The organism is Streptomyces xiamenensis, from assembly GCF_000993785.3.
Classification (GTDB): Bacteria; Actinomycetota; Actinomycetes; order Streptomycetales; family Streptomycetaceae; genus Streptomyces; species Streptomyces xiamenensis.
This window is the reverse complement of sequence record NZ_CP009922.3, coordinates 2,455,451-2,472,574: the sequence shown is the minus strand read 5'-3', so window position 1 is coordinate 2,472,574 and position 17,124 is coordinate 2,455,451. Positions and strand designations below refer to the sequence as shown.

18 protein-coding genes and 2 pseudogenes are annotated in these 17,124 nt (G+C 73.5%); 15 read left to right on the top strand and 5 right to left on the bottom strand.

Translation table 11 applies throughout. From position 1 onward, the window contains the following. Positions 1-8: 8 nt before the first annotated feature. Together folK and folB are read right to left on the bottom strand one after the other, a co-directional pair. A complete protein-coding gene (folK, locus tag SXIM_RS11350) occupies positions 9-620 on the bottom strand; it encodes a 2-amino-4-hydroxy-6-hydroxymethyldihydropteridine diphosphokinase (protein WP_030734985.1) in 612 nt (203 codons plus the stop codon). Next, positions 617-976: a dihydroneopterin aldolase gene (folB, locus tag SXIM_RS11345; RefSeq protein ID WP_030734983.1), complete on the bottom strand. Its 360-nt coding sequence runs from the start codon at positions 974-976 to the stop codon at positions 617-619. The genes folK and folB overlap by 4 nt, the downstream gene beginning before the upstream one ends. A gap of 400 nt (positions 977-1,376) precedes the next feature. On the opposite strand from folB, the pseudogene folP reads away from it, so the two are divergent. Together folP and SXIM_RS11335 are read left to right on the top strand one after the other, a co-directional pair. Beyond that, positions 1,377-2,272: pseudogene (folP, locus tag SXIM_RS11340) on the top strand (dihydropteroate synthase). Then, a complete protein-coding gene (locus SXIM_RS11335; protein WP_030734978.1) occupies positions 2,269-2,763 on the top strand; it encodes a nuclear transport factor 2 family protein in 495 nt (164 codons plus the stop codon). The pseudogene folP and the gene SXIM_RS11335 overlap by 4 nt, the downstream one beginning before the upstream one ends. A gap of 76 nt (positions 2,764-2,839) precedes the next feature. Here SXIM_RS11335 and SXIM_RS11330 read toward each other — a convergent pair whose 3' ends face one another. Both SXIM_RS11330 and SXIM_RS11325 read right to left on the bottom strand, forming a co-directional pair. Next, entirely contained in the window at positions 2,840-4,195 is a 1,356-nt protein-coding gene (locus SXIM_RS11330) for a PH domain-containing protein (protein WP_030734975.1), read from the bottom strand. 17 nt (positions 4,196-4,212) lie between these two features. Then, a complete protein-coding gene (locus SXIM_RS11325) occupies positions 4,213-4,692 on the bottom strand; it encodes a PH domain-containing protein (RefSeq protein WP_030734972.1) in 480 nt (159 codons plus the stop codon). Positions 4,693-4,758: 66 nt separating this feature from the next. Here SXIM_RS11325 and SXIM_RS11320 point away from each other — a divergent pair, with 66 nt between their 5' ends. Further along, on the top strand, positions 4,759-5,901 hold the full coding sequence (locus SXIM_RS11320) for an NADH-quinone oxidoreductase subunit D (protein WP_030734970.1): 1,143 nt from the start codon (positions 4,759-4,761) through the stop codon (positions 5,899-5,901). On the opposite strand, the gene SXIM_RS11315 is transcribed toward SXIM_RS11320, so the two are convergent. After that, the gene (locus SXIM_RS11315) at positions 5,821-6,897 is read right to left on the bottom strand and encodes an SAM-dependent methyltransferase (protein ID WP_030734968.1); all 1,077 of its coding nucleotides are present in this window, start codon (positions 6,895-6,897) and stop codon (positions 5,821-5,823) included. The two genes, SXIM_RS11320 and SXIM_RS11315, sit on opposite strands and share 81 nt — an antisense overlap. A 139-nt stretch (positions 6,898-7,036) precedes the next feature. On the opposite strand from SXIM_RS11315, the gene SXIM_RS11310 reads away from it, so the two are divergent. The 12 genes and pseudogenes from SXIM_RS11310 to SXIM_RS11255 all read left to right on the top strand — a co-directional run bounded on the left by SXIM_RS11310 (position 7,037) and on the right by SXIM_RS11255 (position 16,839). Further along, positions 7,037-8,254, top strand: a complete 1,218-nt coding sequence (locus SXIM_RS11310; protein WP_030734964.1) for a sensor histidine kinase — start codon at positions 7,037-7,039, stop codon at positions 8,252-8,254. Positions 8,255-8,410: 156 nt separating this feature from the next. Continuing rightward, positions 8,411-9,091, top strand: coding sequence for a response regulator (locus SXIM_RS11305; protein ID WP_030734959.1), 681 nt, complete (start codon positions 8,411-8,413; stop codon positions 9,089-9,091). A 95-nt stretch (positions 9,092-9,186) separates the two neighbouring features. Beyond that, complete coding sequence (locus tag SXIM_RS11300) at positions 9,187-10,110, top strand: Rossmann-like and DUF2520 domain-containing protein (protein WP_246156868.1); 924 nt, start codon at positions 9,187-9,189, stop codon at positions 10,108-10,110. Then, entirely contained in the window at positions 10,107-11,108 is a 1,002-nt protein-coding gene (gene panC, locus SXIM_RS11295; protein WP_046723815.1) for a pantoate--beta-alanine ligase, read from the top strand. The genes SXIM_RS11300 and panC overlap by 4 nt, the downstream gene beginning before the upstream one ends. Then, positions 11,105-12,861 (top strand): annotated as a pseudogene (locus tag SXIM_RS11290) (L-aspartate oxidase). Before panC ends, SXIM_RS11290 begins: the two are co-directional and overlap by 4 nt. Further along, the gene (gene nadC, locus SXIM_RS11285; RefSeq protein ID WP_046723814.1) at positions 12,858-13,907 is read left to right on the top strand and encodes a carboxylating nicotinate-nucleotide diphosphorylase; all 1,050 of its coding nucleotides are present in this window, start codon (positions 12,858-12,860) and stop codon (positions 13,905-13,907) included. Before SXIM_RS11290 ends, nadC begins: the two are co-directional and overlap by 4 nt. 2 nt (positions 13,908-13,909) lie before the next feature. Continuing rightward, positions 13,910-14,707: a type III pantothenate kinase gene (locus SXIM_RS11280; protein ID WP_030734945.1), complete on the top strand. Its 798-nt coding sequence runs from the start codon at positions 13,910-13,912 to the stop codon at positions 14,705-14,707. Between the two features lie 86 nt (positions 14,708-14,793). Further along, positions 14,794-15,045, top strand: a complete 252-nt coding sequence (locus SXIM_RS28060) for a hypothetical protein (protein ID WP_030734942.1) — start codon at positions 14,794-14,796, stop codon at positions 15,043-15,045. A gap of 69 nt (positions 15,046-15,114) precedes the next feature. Continuing rightward, the gene (locus tag SXIM_RS11270) at positions 15,115-15,294 is read left to right on the top strand and encodes a hypothetical protein (protein WP_030734939.1); all 180 of its coding nucleotides are present in this window, start codon (positions 15,115-15,117) and stop codon (positions 15,292-15,294) included. Between the two features lie 65 nt (positions 15,295-15,359). Continuing rightward, complete coding sequence (locus SXIM_RS11265; RefSeq protein WP_078635647.1) at positions 15,360-15,782, top strand: BlaI/MecI/CopY family transcriptional regulator; 423 nt, start codon at positions 15,360-15,362, stop codon at positions 15,780-15,782. A gap of 9 nt (positions 15,783-15,791) precedes the next feature. Next, positions 15,792-16,337 carry an amino-acid N-acetyltransferase gene (locus SXIM_RS11260; RefSeq protein ID WP_078635645.1) on the top strand — a complete coding sequence of 182 codons (546 nt, stop codon included), beginning with the start codon at positions 15,792-15,794 and terminating at the stop codon, positions 16,335-16,337. 160 nt (positions 16,338-16,497) lie between these two features. Next, positions 16,498-16,839 (top strand): histone-like nucleoid-structuring protein Lsr2, encoded by a 342-nt coding sequence (locus tag SXIM_RS11255; protein ID WP_030734930.1) that lies wholly within the window; start codon positions 16,498-16,500, stop codon positions 16,837-16,839. Positions 16,840-17,124: the final 285 nt, after the last annotated feature.

Sequence of the window (17,124 nt, the reverse complement as noted above, 5' to 3'; positions counted from 1 at the left end):
CGCCCCGCTCAGTCGGGCAGGGCCAGCTTCAGGTCGGCGCGCGCGGTGATGCCCTGCTCCGGCAGCGTCGACAGAAGATCGGCGACCGGGCCGTGCCCCGGCACTTCGGCCGCCGGATCGACATCGTGCCACGGCACCAGGACGAAGGCGCGCTCGTGGGCCCGCGGATGCGGCAGGGTCAGATCCGGGTCCCGCGAGATGACGCCCTGGTAGGCGACGATGTCCACGTCGATGGTGCGCGGCCCCCAGCGCTCGTCGCGTACGCGCTCGAAGGCCTCCTCGATGGCGTGCGCGCGCTCCAGGAGCGAGGCCGGCGGGAGCGTCGTCTTCACGACGATCACCGCGTTGAAATACGTGGACTGGCTGCCGGTGGGCACCCCCCACGGCTCGGTCTCGTACACCGGGGAGACGGCTTTCACCCGCAGCCCCGGGGTGTCCTCCAGCGCGTCGATGGCGCCCTGGAGGGTCTCCAGGCGGTTGCCGAGGTTGCTGCCGAGGGAGAGGACGGCGCGTTTGGGGTTGTGCAGGGTGGTGTCGGCGGCGTCGACCTGCTGCACCACGGAGGCGGGCACCGGCTGGACGGTCGGGTCGGGAGTGGACGCGGCATTGCTGGGGGTCATGCTCGGCTCCGCTTGATGGTGATGGTCACGTCGTCGAAGGGAACGGTGATCGGCGCCTGCGGTTTGTGGAGGGTGACCTCTGCCTCGCGCACCGGGGTGAACGCGAGGCAACGATCGGCGATCCGCTGGGCGAGCGTCTCCAGAAGATCGACGGGCTCGCCGGCGACGACGGCGGTGATCTCCTGGGCCACCATCCCGTAGTCCACGGTCTTCGCCAGATCGTCGGTCGCCGCGGCGGGACGGGTGTCCAGGCCCAGTGTGAGGTCAACCGTGAACCACTGGCCCCCCTCCCGTTCGTGCGGGAGCACACCGTGGAACCCCCTGACCCGCAGCCCGCTGAGCGTGATGCGATCCATGGTCTGCTCCCTTCTCCCGGTCGTGCACCGGCGTGTTGCCGCCGGCACATTCGAATCTACCTGCGGATGGTGACAGCCCTTGTCAGCGGCGGCTACCCGCGCACCGCAACGGCTAAGCTCCGCCGCCACCCCATCACGAGGTCCGGAGCGCCGGCGGGCCGGGGTCGCCGCCGCCCGCCGGGCCCCCGGCCGGACCGGGCGGGGTGCGGGGATCAGCGGTGCGCCTAGGGCTTGTCTGACGGATGGCGCCGGTCAGGCCCGTGGCGTCTGGTGCGGTGCATCGCAAGGCGCGGGGGCGCCCTCGTAGTGGGCTACTTGGGCGTCTCTGCAACGCAGCGAGGTGCCGTGCCAGACGCCACGGGCCAGGCGGGATCCGTCAGACAAGCCCTAGGGTGGAGGCATGGCTGAGATGCGTCGTCGGGTGGCCGGGTTGCCGGAGTGGAATCGGTGTGCGGTCATGGGGGTCGTCAACGTGACGCCCGATTCCTTCTCCGACGGCGGGCGCTGGTTCGACCCGGAGACGGCCGTCAAGCACGGACTCGATCTGGTGGCCGCCGGAGCCGATCTCGTCGATGTCGGGGGCGAGTCCACCCGCCCCGGCGCCACCCGGGTGGACGAGGCCGAGGAACTGCGCCGGGTGCTGCCCGTGGTGCGCGAACTGGCCGCCGAGGGGGTGATCGTGAGCGTCGACACCATGCGCGCCTCGGTCGCCGAGCAGTCGATCGCCGCCGGGGCCCGGATCGTCAACGACGTCAGCGGGGGCCGCGCCGACGCCCGGATGGTGCCCGCGGTCGCCGACGCCCGGGTCCCGTTCGTCGTCATGCACTGGCGCGGCCAGAGCATCGACATGAACGACCGCGCCCGGTACACGGACGTCACCGGCGAGGTCGTCGCCGAACTGCGCGCGTCCATCGAGCGTGCCGTCGCCGGCGGCATCGACCCGGCCCGTATCATCGCCGATCCCGGGCTCGGCTTCGCCAAGCGGGCCGAGCACGATCTGGCCCTGGTGGCGGGCCTTGACCGGCTGCGCCGGGAACTGGAGTGGCCGCTGCTGATCGCGGCCTCCCGCAAGCGGTTCCTCGGACGGGTGCTGGCCGGCCCCGGGGCACTCCGCCGCCCGCCGCCGAGCGGGATCACGCCACCGCCGCCATCTCGGCGCTCGCGGCCCGTGTGGGGGCATGGGCAGTGCGGGTACACGAGGTACGAGCCAGCGCGGACGCGGTCCGGGTGGCCCAGGCCGTCGAGGACGCGACGCACGTGCACGCCGGAACGGAAGGGGATACGGCCCATACATGAGTGGTACCCGGACGGACATCGAAGCGGTGGAAGCCGCCAACACCGCGCTGTACGACGCGCTGGAGCAGGGCGATCTGGACGCCATGGCGGACCGCTGGATCGACGCCGAGGAGATCAGCGTCATCCATCCGGGCTGGCCGGTGATCACCGGCCGCGGGGAGGTGCTGCGCTCCTACGCGCTGATCATGGCGAACACCGAGTACATCCAGTTCTTCCTCACCGATGTCGAGGTCTCCGTGATGGGCGACACGGCCCTGGTGACCTGCACCGAGAACATCCTCAGCGGCGGGCCCGCCGAGGAGGACGGCAGCGCCGGGCCGCTGGTGGGCGGCCTGGTGGTGGCCACCAACCTCTTCCGCCGCGCGGAGGGCGGTGAGGGCGAGTGGAAGCTGTGGTCGCACCACGGCTCGCCGGTCCTCATCGATCAGGAGGAGGACGAGGGCGACGAGGAACAGCAGCCCGACGACGGCGGTGGCGGCACGGTGATCTGACGGGCGGTGGCGCGGCGCCGCACCACCGCCCCGCCGCCCCTTCGCCCGGCCGCACCACCGGCCCGGCCGGCGGCCGTCAGCGCGTCAGCCAGCGCTCCGGGGCGGCGTTGCGCCGCCCCAGCCGGGAGCGGTCCGCCTGCGCGGCGACCTCCCGGGCCGCCTCGGCGGCGTCCCGCAGCCGGGCGGTGGCCGTCCCGTTGGCGCCGTGGTCGACATGGATGTCGGCCAGCCCGAGCCGCTGCTCCCACGGCCCCTGTGTCATCCGTACGCTCTGCACCTTGGCGTGCGGCACCAGCGTGTAGCGGCGGCTCAGCCGTCCCGCGCGGGCCACGAACACGGCGTCGGTCACCCCGTGCCCGTACCCGTGCCGCCACACCGGTACAGCCCAGCGCGAGCGCCGCGGCACGGCCGTGATGGACGCCATCGTCTTGTCGATGTCGACCTCGGGCAGGATCCGCCCGATCAGCTCACCCGCCTGCGCGCGGCCGGCGACCGGGACGAGCAGCCCGCTCTCGTTGCCCTCACCGGCCACCGACAGCTCCACCCGCACCCAGCCCTGGCGGCGCCACAGCAGCGGTTCGACGATGCGCACCGACTGCACCCGGCCGGGCGGCACGGTGGCGTGGTCGCGCTGGAGCAGCCCGTGGTCCAGCCGGAGCCCGTCCGGGGACTCGCTGACGGTCCAGCCGTACTGGGTGAGGAAGCGGCCCAGGGTGCCGCCCCACACGCCGGCCAGCATCGGCAGCGCGACGGTGAGCGCGACGAACAGGCCCGCCCCCAGCACGTACAGCGTCACGGGCAGGGCGATCCCGGCGACCAGCAGCAGGGCCCAGCCGCCGCTGAGGGACTCCAGGGCGAGGGCCTTGGCCAGCACCGGGGTCGGCACGGCCGCCACCCGGCGGGCCGGGGCCTCTCCGGCGCTGGGCGCGGCGAGCGGGTCGATGCCGGCCGCGCGGGCGAGGAGTTCGGCGCGCAGCGCGGTGGCCTCGGACTCCCCGAGGTAGGCGAGTTCGTCGGAGTCGCCGGAGCCGACCACGTCCATCTTGAGCTTGGCGACGCCGACGGCGCGGGCGAGCAGCGGGCGGGTGACGTCGATGGACTGGATGCGGTCCAGCCGCAGGTGCGCGGTGCGGCGGAACAGCAGACCAGTACGGATGCGCAGTTCGGTGTCGGTGACGAGGTAGCGGGTGACGCGCCAGGACAGGAAGCCGTAGCCGGCGCCGCACAGCATGAGGGCGACCAGCAGGGCGGCGAGCCAGCCCAGGCCCAGGGAGGTGGTCCAGGACCGGATGTTCTCGGCGTTGTTGAGACCGACCGCGAACAGCCCGGCCAGGGGGGCCCAGGCCCGCCGCCACGGGGTGACGGGGTGCAGACGCTTGCCGTCCCGCTCCAGCGAGGGCTCGGTGGGCGGGGCCGTCGGGTCCGCGGTCATGGTCACCCCGTTCGTGTTCACAGTCCCGCCGACCGGGCTTCGCCGAGCGCGGTGAGCCGGTCGCGCAGCCGTTCCGCCTCGGCCGGTTCGAGGCCCGGGATGGTGGCGTCGCTGGCGGCCGCCGCGGTGTGCAGCTGAAGTCTGGCCAGGTCGAACTTGCGGTCCAGCGGTCCGGAGGTGACCTCGACGAGCTGCATCCGGCCGTAGGGCACCACCGTCAGCTGCCGCCACAGCACGCCCCGGCTGATCAGCAGATCGTCGTCCCGTTCCTGGTAGCGCCAGGAGCGGAAATTGCGCCCCAGCGCCCGCCACCCCCACGCGCCCAGCAGCAGCGGCGCCAGCGCGGGCAGCGACCACACCGGCGCCCCGAGCACCGCCGGAATGACGGCCGCGGCCAGCACCAGCGGGCCGAGCCACAGTGCCAGTACCAGCCGCCGCATGGTCAGCAGTCCCGGCCGTACCCCGTGCCAGGCGGCCTCTTCCCCTACCTCGTCCATGCCAAAAGCTTAGAGCGCGCTCACTGATCGTGGTGGGCTGTCCGGGTGAGCTGTCAGACTGTCGCCATGACGGAGACGATGGTCGGGGTCGGCGGCGCCGCCGAGTCCACCGACATGGTGCTCAACATCGGCCCTCAGCATCCCTCCACCCACGGCGTGCTGCGGCTGCGCCTGGTGCTCGACGGGGAACGGATCTCGGCCGCCGAACCGGTGATCGGCTACATGCACCGGGGCGCGGAGAAGCTCTTCGAGGCGCGCGACTACCGGCAGATCATCGTGCTGGCCAACCGCCACGACTGGCTGTCCGCGTTCTCCAACGAGCTGGGCGTGGTGCTGGCCGTCGAGCGGATGCTGGGCATGGAGGTCCCCGAGCGGGCCGTGTGGCTGCGCACCCTGCTCGCCGAGCTGAACCGGGTGCTCAACCATCTGATGTTCCTCGGCTCCTATCCGCTGGAGCTGGGCGGCATCACCCCCATGTTCTACGCCTTCACCGAGCGCGAATCCCTCCAGCACGTGATGGAGGAGGCGTCCGGCGGGCGGATGCACTACATGTTCAACCGGGTCGGCGGCCTCAAGGAGGACCTGCCGGCCGGCTGGACCGGGCGGGCCCGGCAGGCGGTCGCGGCGGTACGCGGCGGCATGGACCGGCTGGACGGCCTGATCCTGGGCAACGAGGTCTTCCGGGCCCGCACCCGCGGCATCGGCGTGCTGAGCCCGGAGACCGCCCACGCCTACGGGATCTCGGGCCCCATCGCCCGCGCCAGCGGCGTCGACTTCGACCTGCGCCGCGACGAGCCGTACCTGGCGTACGGGGAGCTGGGGGACGTGCTGAGGGTGAGCACCCGCACCGCCGGGGACAGCCTCGCCCGTTTCGAGGTGCTGCTGGAGCAGACCAAGAACTCCCTGGAGCTGGCCGACGCCTGCCTGGACCGGCTCGCCGAACTGCCGCCGGGTCCCGTCAACCAGCGGCTGCCCAAGGTCCTCAAGGCCCCCGAGGGCGCCACCTACGCCTGGACCGAGAACCCGCTGGGCCTCAACGGCTACTACCTGGTCTCGCGCGGCGAGCGCACCCCGTACCGGCTGAAGCTGCGCTCCGCCTCCTTCAACAACATCCAGGCGCTCAGCCGGCTACTCCCCGGCACCCTGGTGGCCGACATGGTGGCGATCCTGGGCTCGTTCTTCTTCGTCGTCGGCGACATCGACAAGTAGCCGGGCCGCCGCCACCCCGCCGGGGCCGGCCGCCGACAGCAGCCAGCCGAAGCCGCCGAGCCCGCCGGGATCGGTCAGCTCCGCCGCCTGTCCGGCGAGCGCCAGGGCGCGTACGTACCCGGCCGGGTCGGTGGCGGCCAGCGCGAGCGGCGGCCGGTCGCCGCGCACCCCGAGGCGGTGCAGCGCCGTGCGCTGGGTCAGCCGCCAGGACGGGGCGCCGCCCGGCGCGGTGGCGGCGGCGCAGGCGTCCAGCGCCACGTGGGCGGTCAGATCGCAGCCGCCGTCCGGCACCGGCGGCACCTCGCGCCCGTCCCGGAATCCGGTGAGGGAGCCCAGCGGCGGGCGGGTCGCGGCGGTGTGCCCGTAGTCGGCCGCCACCGCCAGGCCGTCGGCGAGGGTGCCCACGGCGGCCGCCCAGGCGGCGTCGCGCGGCCCGCCCGGTTCGGCGCGCAGCCCCGGTTCCGGCGGCAGCGGCCACCAGCGGGCCAGCCAGTCGGCGTCCGGGCCGGTCACCGGGTCGCCGAGCCGCTCCTGGCCGTCGGGGGCGACCAGCACGTACCGGGGGACGCCGTTCCCGTCGACCTCGGCCACCTCCACCGGGACGTTGTCCAGCCACTCGTTCGCGAACAGCAGCCCGCGCACCCCGCGCGGCGGCTCCGCGCACCAGCGCACCCGGGCGTCGAGTCCGGCCGGCCGGGCCGCCCGCTCCACCGCGTACGGCACCACGCGCGCCGCCACCGGTGCCTCCAGCGCCGCCAGGACCCCGGCCGTCAACTCGCCGCGTCCGGCGCCCAGGTCCACCAGGGCCAGCTCCGCGGGGTGCCCCAGCGCGGCGTCGACGCCCGCCAGCAGCCGGGCGACGGCCCGCGCGTACAGCGGGGAGGCGTGCACCGCGGTGCGGAAGTGCGCGGCGGGGGCGTGCCGCACGTAGAACCCGCCGGGCCCGTACAGCGCGCGCTCCGCCGCCGCCCGCCACCGTGTCGCCTCACCGCTCATCGGCCTCACGGTACGCGCCCCCAGCTCCCGGCCGGGGGTGCCCCCGGCTGCCGTGTCCACCTTGAGGAGTAGCCGCCGGCCGCACGGATCGGCCCATCGGCTGACTCCCGGGCCGTGCGCGATCCCTACTGTGGGTGACATGAACCGGCTCTACGACCTCGTGCGCCGTCACCCCGGCTGGGTGGACGGGTTCTGGGGCGTCGTATGGCTGTTCGGCACCGTGGTGGTGCTGGTGGCGCCGGGCAACGCGGACTCCGTGTACCGCGGCTCCGAGGCCGCCGCCATGGTCACCGCCCTGACGCTGACCGGCGCGCTGGCCGTGCGCCGCCGCGCGCCGGAGAAGGCGCTGCTGGTGAGCATCGCCGCGGGCCTGTTCCAGCTGGCCGCCGACGTCCCGCCGATCCCCTCCGACTTCGTCTTCCTGATCCTCGTGTTCACCGTGGCGTCCCGGCCGGTGCGCTGGGCGTCCCGGCTGGCGCTGGGCGCCTCGCTCACCGCGCCGGGCCTGGCCTCCGTGCGCTGGCCGGACAGCAACGAGGAATCGCTGACCGGCACCATCGTCTCCACCGTCTTCCTCACCGTGATGTTCCTGCTCGCCTGGGTGCTGGGCGACTCGCTGCGCACCCGCCGCGCCTACTACGCCGAGCTGGAGGAGCGTGCCGCCCGGCTGGAGCGCGAACGCGAGACCCAGTCGCGGATCGCGGTCGCCGCCGAACGCGCCAGGATCGCGCGCGAACTCCACGACGTCGTGGCGCACAACGTGTCCGTGATGGTGGTGCAGGCCGACGGCGCCGCCTACGTCCTGGACAGCCACCCCGAGCAGTGCCGCACCGCCCTGGCCACCATCTCCGGCACCGGGCGGCAGGCGCTCACCGAGATGCGCCGGCTGCTGGGCGTGCTGCGCGGGGACGGCGCGAGCACCGCCACCGCGCAGGACTATGTGCCGCAGCCAGGCGTCGAGCAGCTCGCCGAACTCGTCGACCAGGTCCGCGACACCGGGCTGCCCGTCGACTTCCGGATCAGCGGCACCCCGCGCCCGCTGCCCAGCGGCGTCGAGCTGACCGCGTACCGCATCGTCCAGGAGGCACTGACCAACACCCGCAAGCACGGCGGCCCCGACGCCGGCGCCCGGGTCTGCCTGGACTACGCGGGCGACGCGCTGACGGTGCTCGCCGAGGACGACGGGCGCGGCGCGCAGCGCGAGCTGTACGAGGAGCGTGGCGTCGACGGTCTGGGGCAGGGGCTGATCGGGATGCGCGAACGGGTCGGGATGGTCGGCGGCGAACTGCTCGCCGGGCCCCGGCCCGGCGGCGGCTTCCGGATCTCCGCCACACTGCCGCTGGCCGCCCATCCCTGAGCCCCGCCGCCCCGGCCACGCGCCCCGAGTACGAACCCCGAATACGAACCCCGCGTCACACTCCGCGAGCCACGGCCTCCGCGCCACAACCCCCGGGCCCCGGCCCCGAGGAAGGACCCCCTGGTGACCACGACACCGCAGCCGCCCATCAAAGTCATGCTGGTGGACGACCAGGTCCTGCTGCGCACCGGCTTCCGGATGGTGCTGGACGCCCAGGAGGACATGACGGTCGCCGCCGAGGCCGGGGACGGCGTCGAGGCGCTGGAGGTGCTGCGCTCCACCACCGTGGACGTGGTCCTGATGGATGTGCGGATGCCGCGGCTGGACGGGGTGGAGACCACCCGCCGGATCTGCAAGGAGGGCGCGGGCGGCCCCGGCGACCCCAAGGTGCTGATCCTGACCACCTTCGACCTCGACGAGTACGCCTTCTCCGGCCTCAAGGCGGGCGCGGCCGGGTTCATGCTCAAGGACGTGCCCCCGGACGAACTGCTGGCCGCCATCCGCTCCGTGCACAGCGGCGACGCGGTGGTCGCCCCCTCCACCACCCGGCGGCTGCTGGACCGGTTCATGACGCTGATCCCGGCCGAGCGGCAGCCCGCCCACCCCGAGATCGAGCAGCTCACCGACCGCGAGCGCGAGGTGCTGCTGCTGATCGCGCAGGGCCTGTCCAACGGGGAGATCGCCGGGCAGCTGTTCGTCTCCGAGGCCACCGTGAAGACCCACGTCGGCCGCATCCTCGCCAAGCTCCAGCTGCGTGACCGGGTGCAGGCCGTGGTGCTCGCGTACGAGACGGGCCTGGTGCAGGCGGGCGGCAACGAAAGGCGGCTGGGCCCGTAACCGCGCCGGGCCCGTAGCATGGCGTCGACGTCCGGTACCGAGCACACGGACCGGAACGGATGCGAAAGAGGCTGAGCGAGCGCCGTGAACGAGTCGTGACCACCTCCCGCCCCGCCCGGCTGCGCGTGGGCGTGGTCGGCGCCGGCCGCGTCGGCCCCGCGCTGGCCGCCGCCCTCGCCCTGGCCGGACACCGGCCGGTCGCCGCCTCCGGGGTCTCCGACGCCTCCCGGCGGCGCGCCGAGGCGCTGCTGCCCGGGGTGCCGCTGGTCGAGCCCGCCGAGGTACTGGCCCGCTCCGAACTGGTCCTGCTGACCGTCCCGGACGACGCGCTGCCGGCGCTGGTCGCCGGGCTGGCCGAGACCGGGGCCGTGCGCCCGGGCCAGCTGATCGCGCACGCCTCGGGCCGGTACGGCACCGCCGTCCTCGGCCCCGCCACCCGGGCCGGCGGGCTGCCGCTGGCCCTGCACCCGGTGATGACCTTCACCGGCTCGGCGGTGGACGTGCAGCGGCTGGCCGGCTGCTCCTTCGGGGTGACCGCCCCGCTGGAGCTGCGGCTGGCCGCCGAGGCGCTGGTCATCGAGATGGGCGGCGAACCCGAGTGGATCGAGGAGCGCGACCGTCCGCTGTACCACGCGGCGCTGGCGCTCGGGGCGAACCATCTGGTCACCCTCGTCGCCCAGTCCCTCGAACTGCTGCGCACCGCCGGGGTCGAGGCCCCGGACCGGATGCTCGGCCCGCTGCTGGGCGCGGCGCTGGACAACGCGCTGCGCTCCGGGGACGCGGCTCTCACCGGCCCCGTGGCGCGCGGCGACGCCGGTACGGTCGCGGCGCACCTGGCCGAACTGCGGGCGCACGCCCCCGGCGCGCTGCCCGGCTACCTGGCGATGGCGCGCACCACCGCCGACCGCGCCCTGGACCACGGGCTGCTGCGTCCGGAAGCGGCCCAGGAACTGCTGGGCGTGCTGGCGGACGGCCCGGGTCCCGACGAGGGCGGGACGGAAGGAGACGAGGACCGATGAGGATCGTGCACACACCGCAGGAGCTGGGTGAGCCCTACGGTGCCGGGCCGCCGCGCGCGGTCGTCCCCACCATGGGCGCGCTGCACGAGGGGCACGCGGCGAACATCCGCGCGGCGCGCGCGCTGCTGCCGCCCGGCGGCCAGGTGATCGTGACGGTGTACGTCAACCCGCTCCAGTTCGGGGCGGGCGAGGACTTCGACCGCTACCCGCGCACCCTTCAGGCCGACGCCCGGGTGGCCGAGGCCGCCGGCGCCGATGTGATCTTCGCACCGTCGGACGCGCTCATGTACCCGTCCGGCGAGCCCCTGGTCCGGCTGAGCGCCGGCCCGATGGGCGAACCGCTGGAGGGCGCCACCCGGCCCGGTCACTTCGACGGCATGCTGACGGTCGTCGCCAAGCTGCTGCATCTGACGGCCCCGCGCTACGCGATGTTCGGCGAGAAGGACGCGCAGCAGGTGGCGCTGGTGCGGCGGATGGTCGCCGATCTGAACTTCCCCGTGGAGATCGTCGCCGTCCCCACGGTGCGCGAGGAGGACGGCCTGGCGCTCTCCAGCCGCAACCGCTACCTGAACGCGGCGGAGCGGCGCACCGCGCTGGCGCTGTCCCGGGCGCTGTTCGCGGCCCGCGACCGGCTGTCGGCCGAGGCAGCGCTCGCCGACCGGGCCGCCGCCGGCCGGGCGCCCTTCGGCGACCGCGCCCAGGCCCTGGCCGCCCTGCACGAGGAACGCGCCTCGGCCGACGCCGCCGCCCTGGCCGCCGCGACCGCCGTGCGCACCGGCTCCGCCGCCTCGGCGCGGGCCGCCGCGCACACCGTCCTGACCGAGGCGGCCGGGCTGAACCCGCCCCTGGACCTGGACTACCTGGCCCTGGTGGACCCGGCCACCTTCCGCGAGGTCCCCGACACCCACACCGGCGAGGCGATCATGGCCGTGGCCGCGAAGGTCGGCACCACCCGGCTGATCGACAACACCCGGCTGACCCTGGGAGCCCCGAGATGACGGCACCCGGCACCACCCCCGCCCCGGCCGCGCCCCCCGCGCCCGCCGCCGGGCCCGCGCCCGCCCTCGCCCTGCTGCCCGCCCCAGCCGCCGGGTGGGAGGTGGCCGCCGATGTCGTCGTGGTCGGATCGGGCGTCGCCGGGCTCACCGTCGCACTGCGCTGCGCCGCCGCCGGGCAGCGCACCGTCATCGTCACCAAGGCCCGCCTCACCGACGGCTCCACCCGGTGGGCCCAGGGCGGCATAGCCGCCGCCCTCGGCGAGGGCGACACCCCCGAGCAGCACCGCGCCGACACCCACACCGCCGGCGCCGGGCTGTGCGACGACGCGGCCGTCACCACCCTGGTCACCGAGGGCCCCGGCGCCGTGCGCCGGCTCATCGCCGAGGGCGCGCGCTTCGACACCACCGACGACGGTGCCATCGCCCTCACCCGCGAGGGCGGCCACCACCGGCGCCGCATCGCCCACGCGGGCGGCGACGCCACCGGCGCCGAGATCTCCCGCGCGCTGCTCGACGCCGTCCGCGCGGCCGGCATCGAGACCATCGAGAACGCCCTCGCGCTCGACCTCCTCAAGGACGCCGAGGGGCGCGCCGCCGGCGTCACCCTGCACGTCATGGGCGAGGGCCGGCACGACGGCGTCGGAGCCGTACGGGCCCCCGCCGTGGTGCTCGCCACCGGCGGCATGGGGCAGATCTTCTCCGCCACCACCAACCCCCCGGTCTCCACCGGCGACGGCGTCGCCATCGCGCTGCGCGCCGGCGCCGAGGTCTCCGACCTGGAGTTCGTGCAGTTCCACCCCACCGTCCTGTACCTGGGCCCCGGGGCCGAGGGACAGCAGCCGCTCATCTCCGAGGCGGTGCGCGGCGAGGGCGCCCATCTGGTGGACGCCGACGGCGTCCGCTTCATGACCGGGCAGCACGAGCTGGGCGAACTGGCCCCCCGCGACATCGTCGCCAAGGGCATCATGCGGCGCATGCGCGAGCGCGGCACCGACCACATGTATCTCGACGGCCGGCACTTCGGGGCGGCCATGTGGGAGCACCGCTTCCCCACCATCCTGGCCGCCTGCCGCGCCCACGGCATCGACCCGGTCACCGGCCTCATCCCCGTCGCGCCCGCCGCCCACTACGCCTCGGGCGGGGTCCGTACCGATCTGCACGGCCGGACGACGGTGCCCGGCCTGTACGCGTGCGGCGAGACCGCCTGTACGGGGGTGCACGGCGCCAACCGGCTCGCCTCGAACTCCCTGCTCGAAGGACTGGTCTTCGCCGAGCGCATCGCGGCGCACATCGCGTCGGCGCCCCGCACGGCGGCCACCGCCCCAGCGGCGCCCGGCCGGCGGGGACCGCCCCGTCCGTACGGCTGCTGCCCCCCGAGGCCAGGACCGCCATCCAGCGCATCATGACCGAGGGCGCCGGGGTGCTGCGCGATCACGCGGGACTCACCGCCGCCGCCCGCGCCCTGGACGAGCTGGCCGGCGGCCCGGCGGAGGCCGACCGCAAGCCGGCCGAGCCCGGCGCCGACACCTGGGAGACCGCTAACCTGCATCTGGTCGCCCGGGTCCTGGTGACCGCCGCCCTGCGCCGCACCGAGACGCGCGGCTGCCACTGGCGCGAGGACCATCCGGGGCGGGACGACCAGAACTGGCGGCACCACCTCGTGCTCGCCCTGCGGCCGGGCGGCGACGGCGCCCGCGACCCGTACATACGCCCCGATCAGTCAGAGCTTTCGTTCCGAGGAGACACCCCGTGACCACCCCACCGCCCCGGCCGGCCCCCGTGGAGCTGACCCTGCTGCCCTTCGGCACCGCCCCGGGCGCCTCCGGCCCCGCTCCCGGAGGCTGCGGCGACGGCTGCGGCTGTGGCGACGACGGCGCCGGCCCGGCCCACGACCCGCTGGAGTGCGGCCTGGACCCCGATCTGGCGGCGCTGCTGTCGGACGCCGGTCTTGACCCGGTGCTCGTCGAGGATGTCGCGCACCTCACCATCGAGGAGGACCTCGACAACGGGGTCGACGTCACCACCGTGGCCACCGTTCCCGAGGACGCCGTCGCGACGGCCGACTTCACCGCCCGCGAGGCCGGTACGGTCGCCGGGCTGCGGATCGCCGAGGCCGTGCTGTCCGTGGTCTGCACGGACGAGTTCGAGGTCGAACGGCACGCCGAGGACGGGGACCGGGTCGAGGCCGGGCAGGTACTGCTGTCGGTGACCGCCCGCACCCGCGATCTGCTCACCGGCGAGCGCGGCGCGCTGAACCTGCTGTGCCGGCTCTCCGGCGTGGCCACCGCCACCCGGGCGTGGGCGGACGTGCTGGAGGGCACCGGCGCCCGGGTCCGCGACACCCGCAAGACCACCCCCGGGCTGCGCGCCCTGGAGAAGTACGCGGTGCGCTGCGGCGGCGGCGTCAACCACCGGATGTCGCTGTCGGACGCGGCCCTGGTGAAGGACAACCACGTGGTGGCGGCCGGTGGTGTCGGGGAGGCGTTCCGGCGCGTCCGCGAGGAGTTCCCCGGGGTGCCGATCGAGGTCGAGGTGGACCGCCTGGACCAGCTGGCCGAGGTGCTCGACGAGGGCGCCGACCTGATCCTGCTGGACAACTTCACCCCCGAGGACACCGCTCGCGCCGTGGAGCTGACCGCGGGGCGCGCCACGCTGGAGTCCTCGGGCCGGCTCACCCTCGCGAACGCGGCCCGGTACGCGGCCACCGGCGTCGACTACCTCGCGGTGGGGGCGCTCACCCACTCCGCGCCCATCCTGGACATCGGTCTCGACCTGCGCGCGGCCGAGGGGCGGGGCTGAGGATGCTGCTCACCATCGATGTCGGCAACACCCACACGGTGCTCGGCCTGTTCGACGGCGAGGAGATCGTCGAGCACTGGCGGATCTCCACCGACGCCCGCCGCACCGCCGACGAGCTGGCGGTGCTGCTCCAGGGGCTGATGGGCATGCACCCGCTGCTGGGGGAGGAGCTGGGGGACGGCATCGACGGCATCTGCGTGTGCTCCACCGTGCCCTCGGTGCTGCACGAACTGCGCGAGGTGACCCGGCGCTACTACGGGGACATCCCGGCGGTGCTGGTGGAGCCGGGGGTGAAGACGGGGGTGCCGATCCTCACGGACAACCCCAAGGAGGTCGGCGCGGACCGCATCATCAACGCCGTGGCGGCGGTGGAGCTGTACGGCGGCCCCTGCATCGTGGTCGACTTCGGTACGGCCACGACGTACGACGCGGTCTCGGCGCGCGGCGAGTACGCGGGCGGGGCGATCGCGCCGGGCATCGAGATCTCGGTGGAGGCGCTGGGGCTGCGCGGCGCGCAGCTGCGGAAGGTGGAGCTGGCCAGGCCGCGCCATGTGATCGGCAAGAACACCGTGGAGTCGATGCAGTCCGGCATCCTGTACGGCTTCGCCGGGCAGGTGGACGGCGTGGTGGAGCGGATGGCGCGGGAGCTGGCAGACGATCCGGACGATGTGACGGTGATCGCGACCGGTGGGCTGGCGCCGATGGTGCTGCGCGAGGCGACGGTGATCGACGAGCACGAGCCGTGGCTGACGCTGGTGGGGCTGCGGCTGGTGTACGAGCGGAACGTCACCCGTTCCTGACGCCTCCGGGATCCGGGCGGAGCGGCGCCACGCCGTATGGCAGAGCAATAAGTGCAGATTGTCTGCTAAGCACTTAATGTCAGATTATGTTCACGTCAAAGGGTTCTCCCGTCTTCGCGAAGACCGGTGACGAGCGCGGCAGGGGCGAGCAGGAGCCGCGCCGCCCCGGGAAGGCGCCCGCGCCCGGTGCGAAGCCCAAGCGGCCCGTACCGACCCCCGCGGAGGTCTTCCCGCCGCACCGGCGCAAGCCCGCCCCGGCGCAGCAGCCGCCGGCCCCCGCCGCTCCGCCGCCGGACAAGGACGGCGCGGAGCAGGGGGGCGGTCCGGGCGAGGGGTGACACCGGGTCCGGCTCCGCGCGGTGCGGTCGGTAGTGTGGTCCCGCACGGACACAGGAGGCCGGTCACTCATGGACTACATCGCCGCACTCTTCCCTCCCACGGTGATGGCCATCGCCTTCATCGGGGTCATCGTGACCATGGTCAAGTCGCAGGGCGGGGCGAACAAGTACAAGGAAGACGCCGCCGTTGACGCGGCGTTCGCCGCGCGCGCGAAGGCGGAGCCGGGCGCGGGCGAGACCCGCGACTGAGCGGGAGCGCGCTCACCAAACCGGACCAAAGCCATATTCCGCCGCCCGGCGGCTATTCTTCAGTTGTGCCTCGGCCATTGGGTGAACTGGAAGACGCGGTGATGACCCGCGTATGGGAGTGGAACCGTCCTGTGACGGTCCGGGAAGTTCTCGAAGATCTGCGCCAGGATCGTTCGATCGCCTATACGACGGTGATGACGGTCCTGGACAACCTGCACCAGAAGGGCTGGGTCCGCCGCGAGCAGGAGGGGCGGGCCTATCGCTATGAGGCCGTCTCCACCCGGGCCGCTTACTCTGCGGCATTGATGAATGACGCCTGGTCCGAGTCGGACAACCCGGCCGCGGCCCTCGTCGCATTCTTCGGGATGATGTCGGCCGAGCAGACCGAGGCATTGCGCGACGCGCTCCGGGTTACCGCTCTGGACGGCTCCCGGGAGGGAACCCGCGAGCGGCCCCCCGCGCCGGAAGAGGGACCTTCCCAGCGATAGCCTCCGTTCGTGTCAGACGCATCGGAAGCCAAGAACGCCCCGCGCCGGGTAACGGAAGTCACGGTCCGCAGGGCCAGGACCTCGGATGTGCCCGAGGTGCGCCGTCTCATCGATCTCTACGCGCGCGACCGCATCCTCCTCGACAAGGCGACGGTGACCCTTTACGAGGACATTCAGGAGTTCTGGGTGGCCGAACGCGACTCCGATGCCCGCCTGGTCGGCTGCGGCGCCCTGCACGTCATGTGGGAGGACCTGGCGGAGGTGCGCACCCTGGCCGTCGATCCCCAGTTGAAGGGGCACGCGGTCGGCCACCGGGTACTGGAGAAGTTGCTCCAGACGGCACGCTGGCTCGGTGTTCGGCGCATTTTCTGTCTGACCTTCGAAGTGGAGTTCTTCATGCGCCACGGCTTCACCGAGATCGGTGAAGCCCCGGTCGCGGGGGATGTCTACAGCGAGCTGCTCCGTTCCAATGACGAGGGCGTGGCGGAGTTCCTCGGTCTCGAGCGAGTGAAGCCCAACACATTGGGTAACAGTCGGATGCTGCTGCATCTCTGATAGCAACAGAGGCGCGGGAGTTATGTCCGAATCGTCCCTCTGTGTCTTATGGAGTTGCCGGGTAATCAGCACTCGGGGTTTGTGTTTTCCCAGGAATGGCGGTTTGATTACACCGCAAGCATGTATTGGTATTCGGCGACTATGAATGAGGAGCAGCCCGGTGGCACAGAAGGTTCAGGTCCTTCTCCTCGATGACCTCAGCGGTGGCGAGGCGGAGGAGACCGTTACGTTCGCCCTTGACGGCAAGACTTACGAGATCGACCTCAACTCCGAAAACGCGGACAAGCTGCGTGACGCTCTCGACCCCTACGTGAAGGCCGGCCGGCGTGCCGGAAGCGGTCGTGGCGCGCGTGGCCGTGGCCGTACGGCGGCCCCGGCGGCGGGAAGCGGTCAGGACACCGCGAAAATCCGCGCGTGGGCGAAGGAAAACGGATTCGACGTGAATGACCGGGGCCGCGTTCCCGCCAACATTCGCGAGGCTTACGAGAAGGCCGGCGTCTGATTCAGCGGCCGGGCGCCGGGGGTGCTTCCCCCGGCCGCGCTCAGTCGCCCCGCCGGGGCCTGTCCCGGCGGACCAAGCGCTTCCCCACCTGGGGGGCCGTACCCCCGTGGGCGGCCCCCCGCGGTGTGTCCCGGGGCCGCCGGTTCACCGGTGTCATGTCTTGAGCGGCCGACCGCGGCATGCGAAGGTTACGCACAGTCGGCGGGCGGGCGCTCAGCGTACGCACGCCGCGGGTGTCCCCCGACCGGCCGGAACACGGCGAGGAATTATTCGCGTTCGCCTGTA

Coding starts and splice junctions, on each gene's coding strand:
- SXIM_RS11270 (WP_030734939.1), top strand. CDS start 15,115: ATGGACTACATCGCCGCACTCTTCCCTCCCACGGTGATGGCCATCGCC.
- folK (WP_030734985.1), bottom strand. CDS start 620: ATGACCCCCAGCAATGCCGCGTCCACTCCCGACCCGACCGTCCAGCCG.
- SXIM_RS11280 (WP_030734945.1), top strand. CDS start 13,910: ATGCTGCTCACCATCGATGTCGGCAACACCCACACGGTGCTCGGCCTG.
- folB (WP_030734983.1), bottom strand. CDS start 976: ATGGATCGCATCACGCTCAGCGGGCTGCGGGTCAGGGGGTTCCACGGT.
- SXIM_RS11315 (WP_030734968.1), bottom strand. CDS start 6,897: ATGAGCGGTGAGGCGACACGGTGGCGGGCGGCGGCGGAGCGCGCGCTG.
- panC (WP_046723815.1), top strand. CDS start 10,107: ATGAGGATCGTGCACACACCGCAGGAGCTGGGTGAGCCCTACGGTGCC.
- SXIM_RS11325 (WP_030734972.1), bottom strand. CDS start 4,692: ATGGACGAGGTAGGGGAAGAGGCCGCCTGGCACGGGGTACGGCCGGGA.
- SXIM_RS11310 (WP_030734964.1), top strand. CDS start 7,037: ATGAACCGGCTCTACGACCTCGTGCGCCGTCACCCCGGCTGGGTGGAC.
- SXIM_RS11335 (WP_030734978.1), top strand. CDS start 2,269: ATGAGTGGTACCCGGACGGACATCGAAGCGGTGGAAGCCGCCAACACC.
- SXIM_RS11305 (WP_030734959.1), top strand. CDS start 8,411: ATGCTGGTGGACGACCAGGTCCTGCTGCGCACCGGCTTCCGGATGGTG.
- SXIM_RS11330 (WP_030734975.1), bottom strand. CDS start 4,195: ATGACCGCGGACCCGACGGCCCCGCCCACCGAGCCCTCGCTGGAGCGG.
- SXIM_RS28060 (WP_030734942.1), top strand. CDS start 14,794: ATGTTCACGTCAAAGGGTTCTCCCGTCTTCGCGAAGACCGGTGACGAG.
- SXIM_RS11320 (WP_030734970.1), top strand. CDS start 4,759: ATGACGGAGACGATGGTCGGGGTCGGCGGCGCCGCCGAGTCCACCGAC.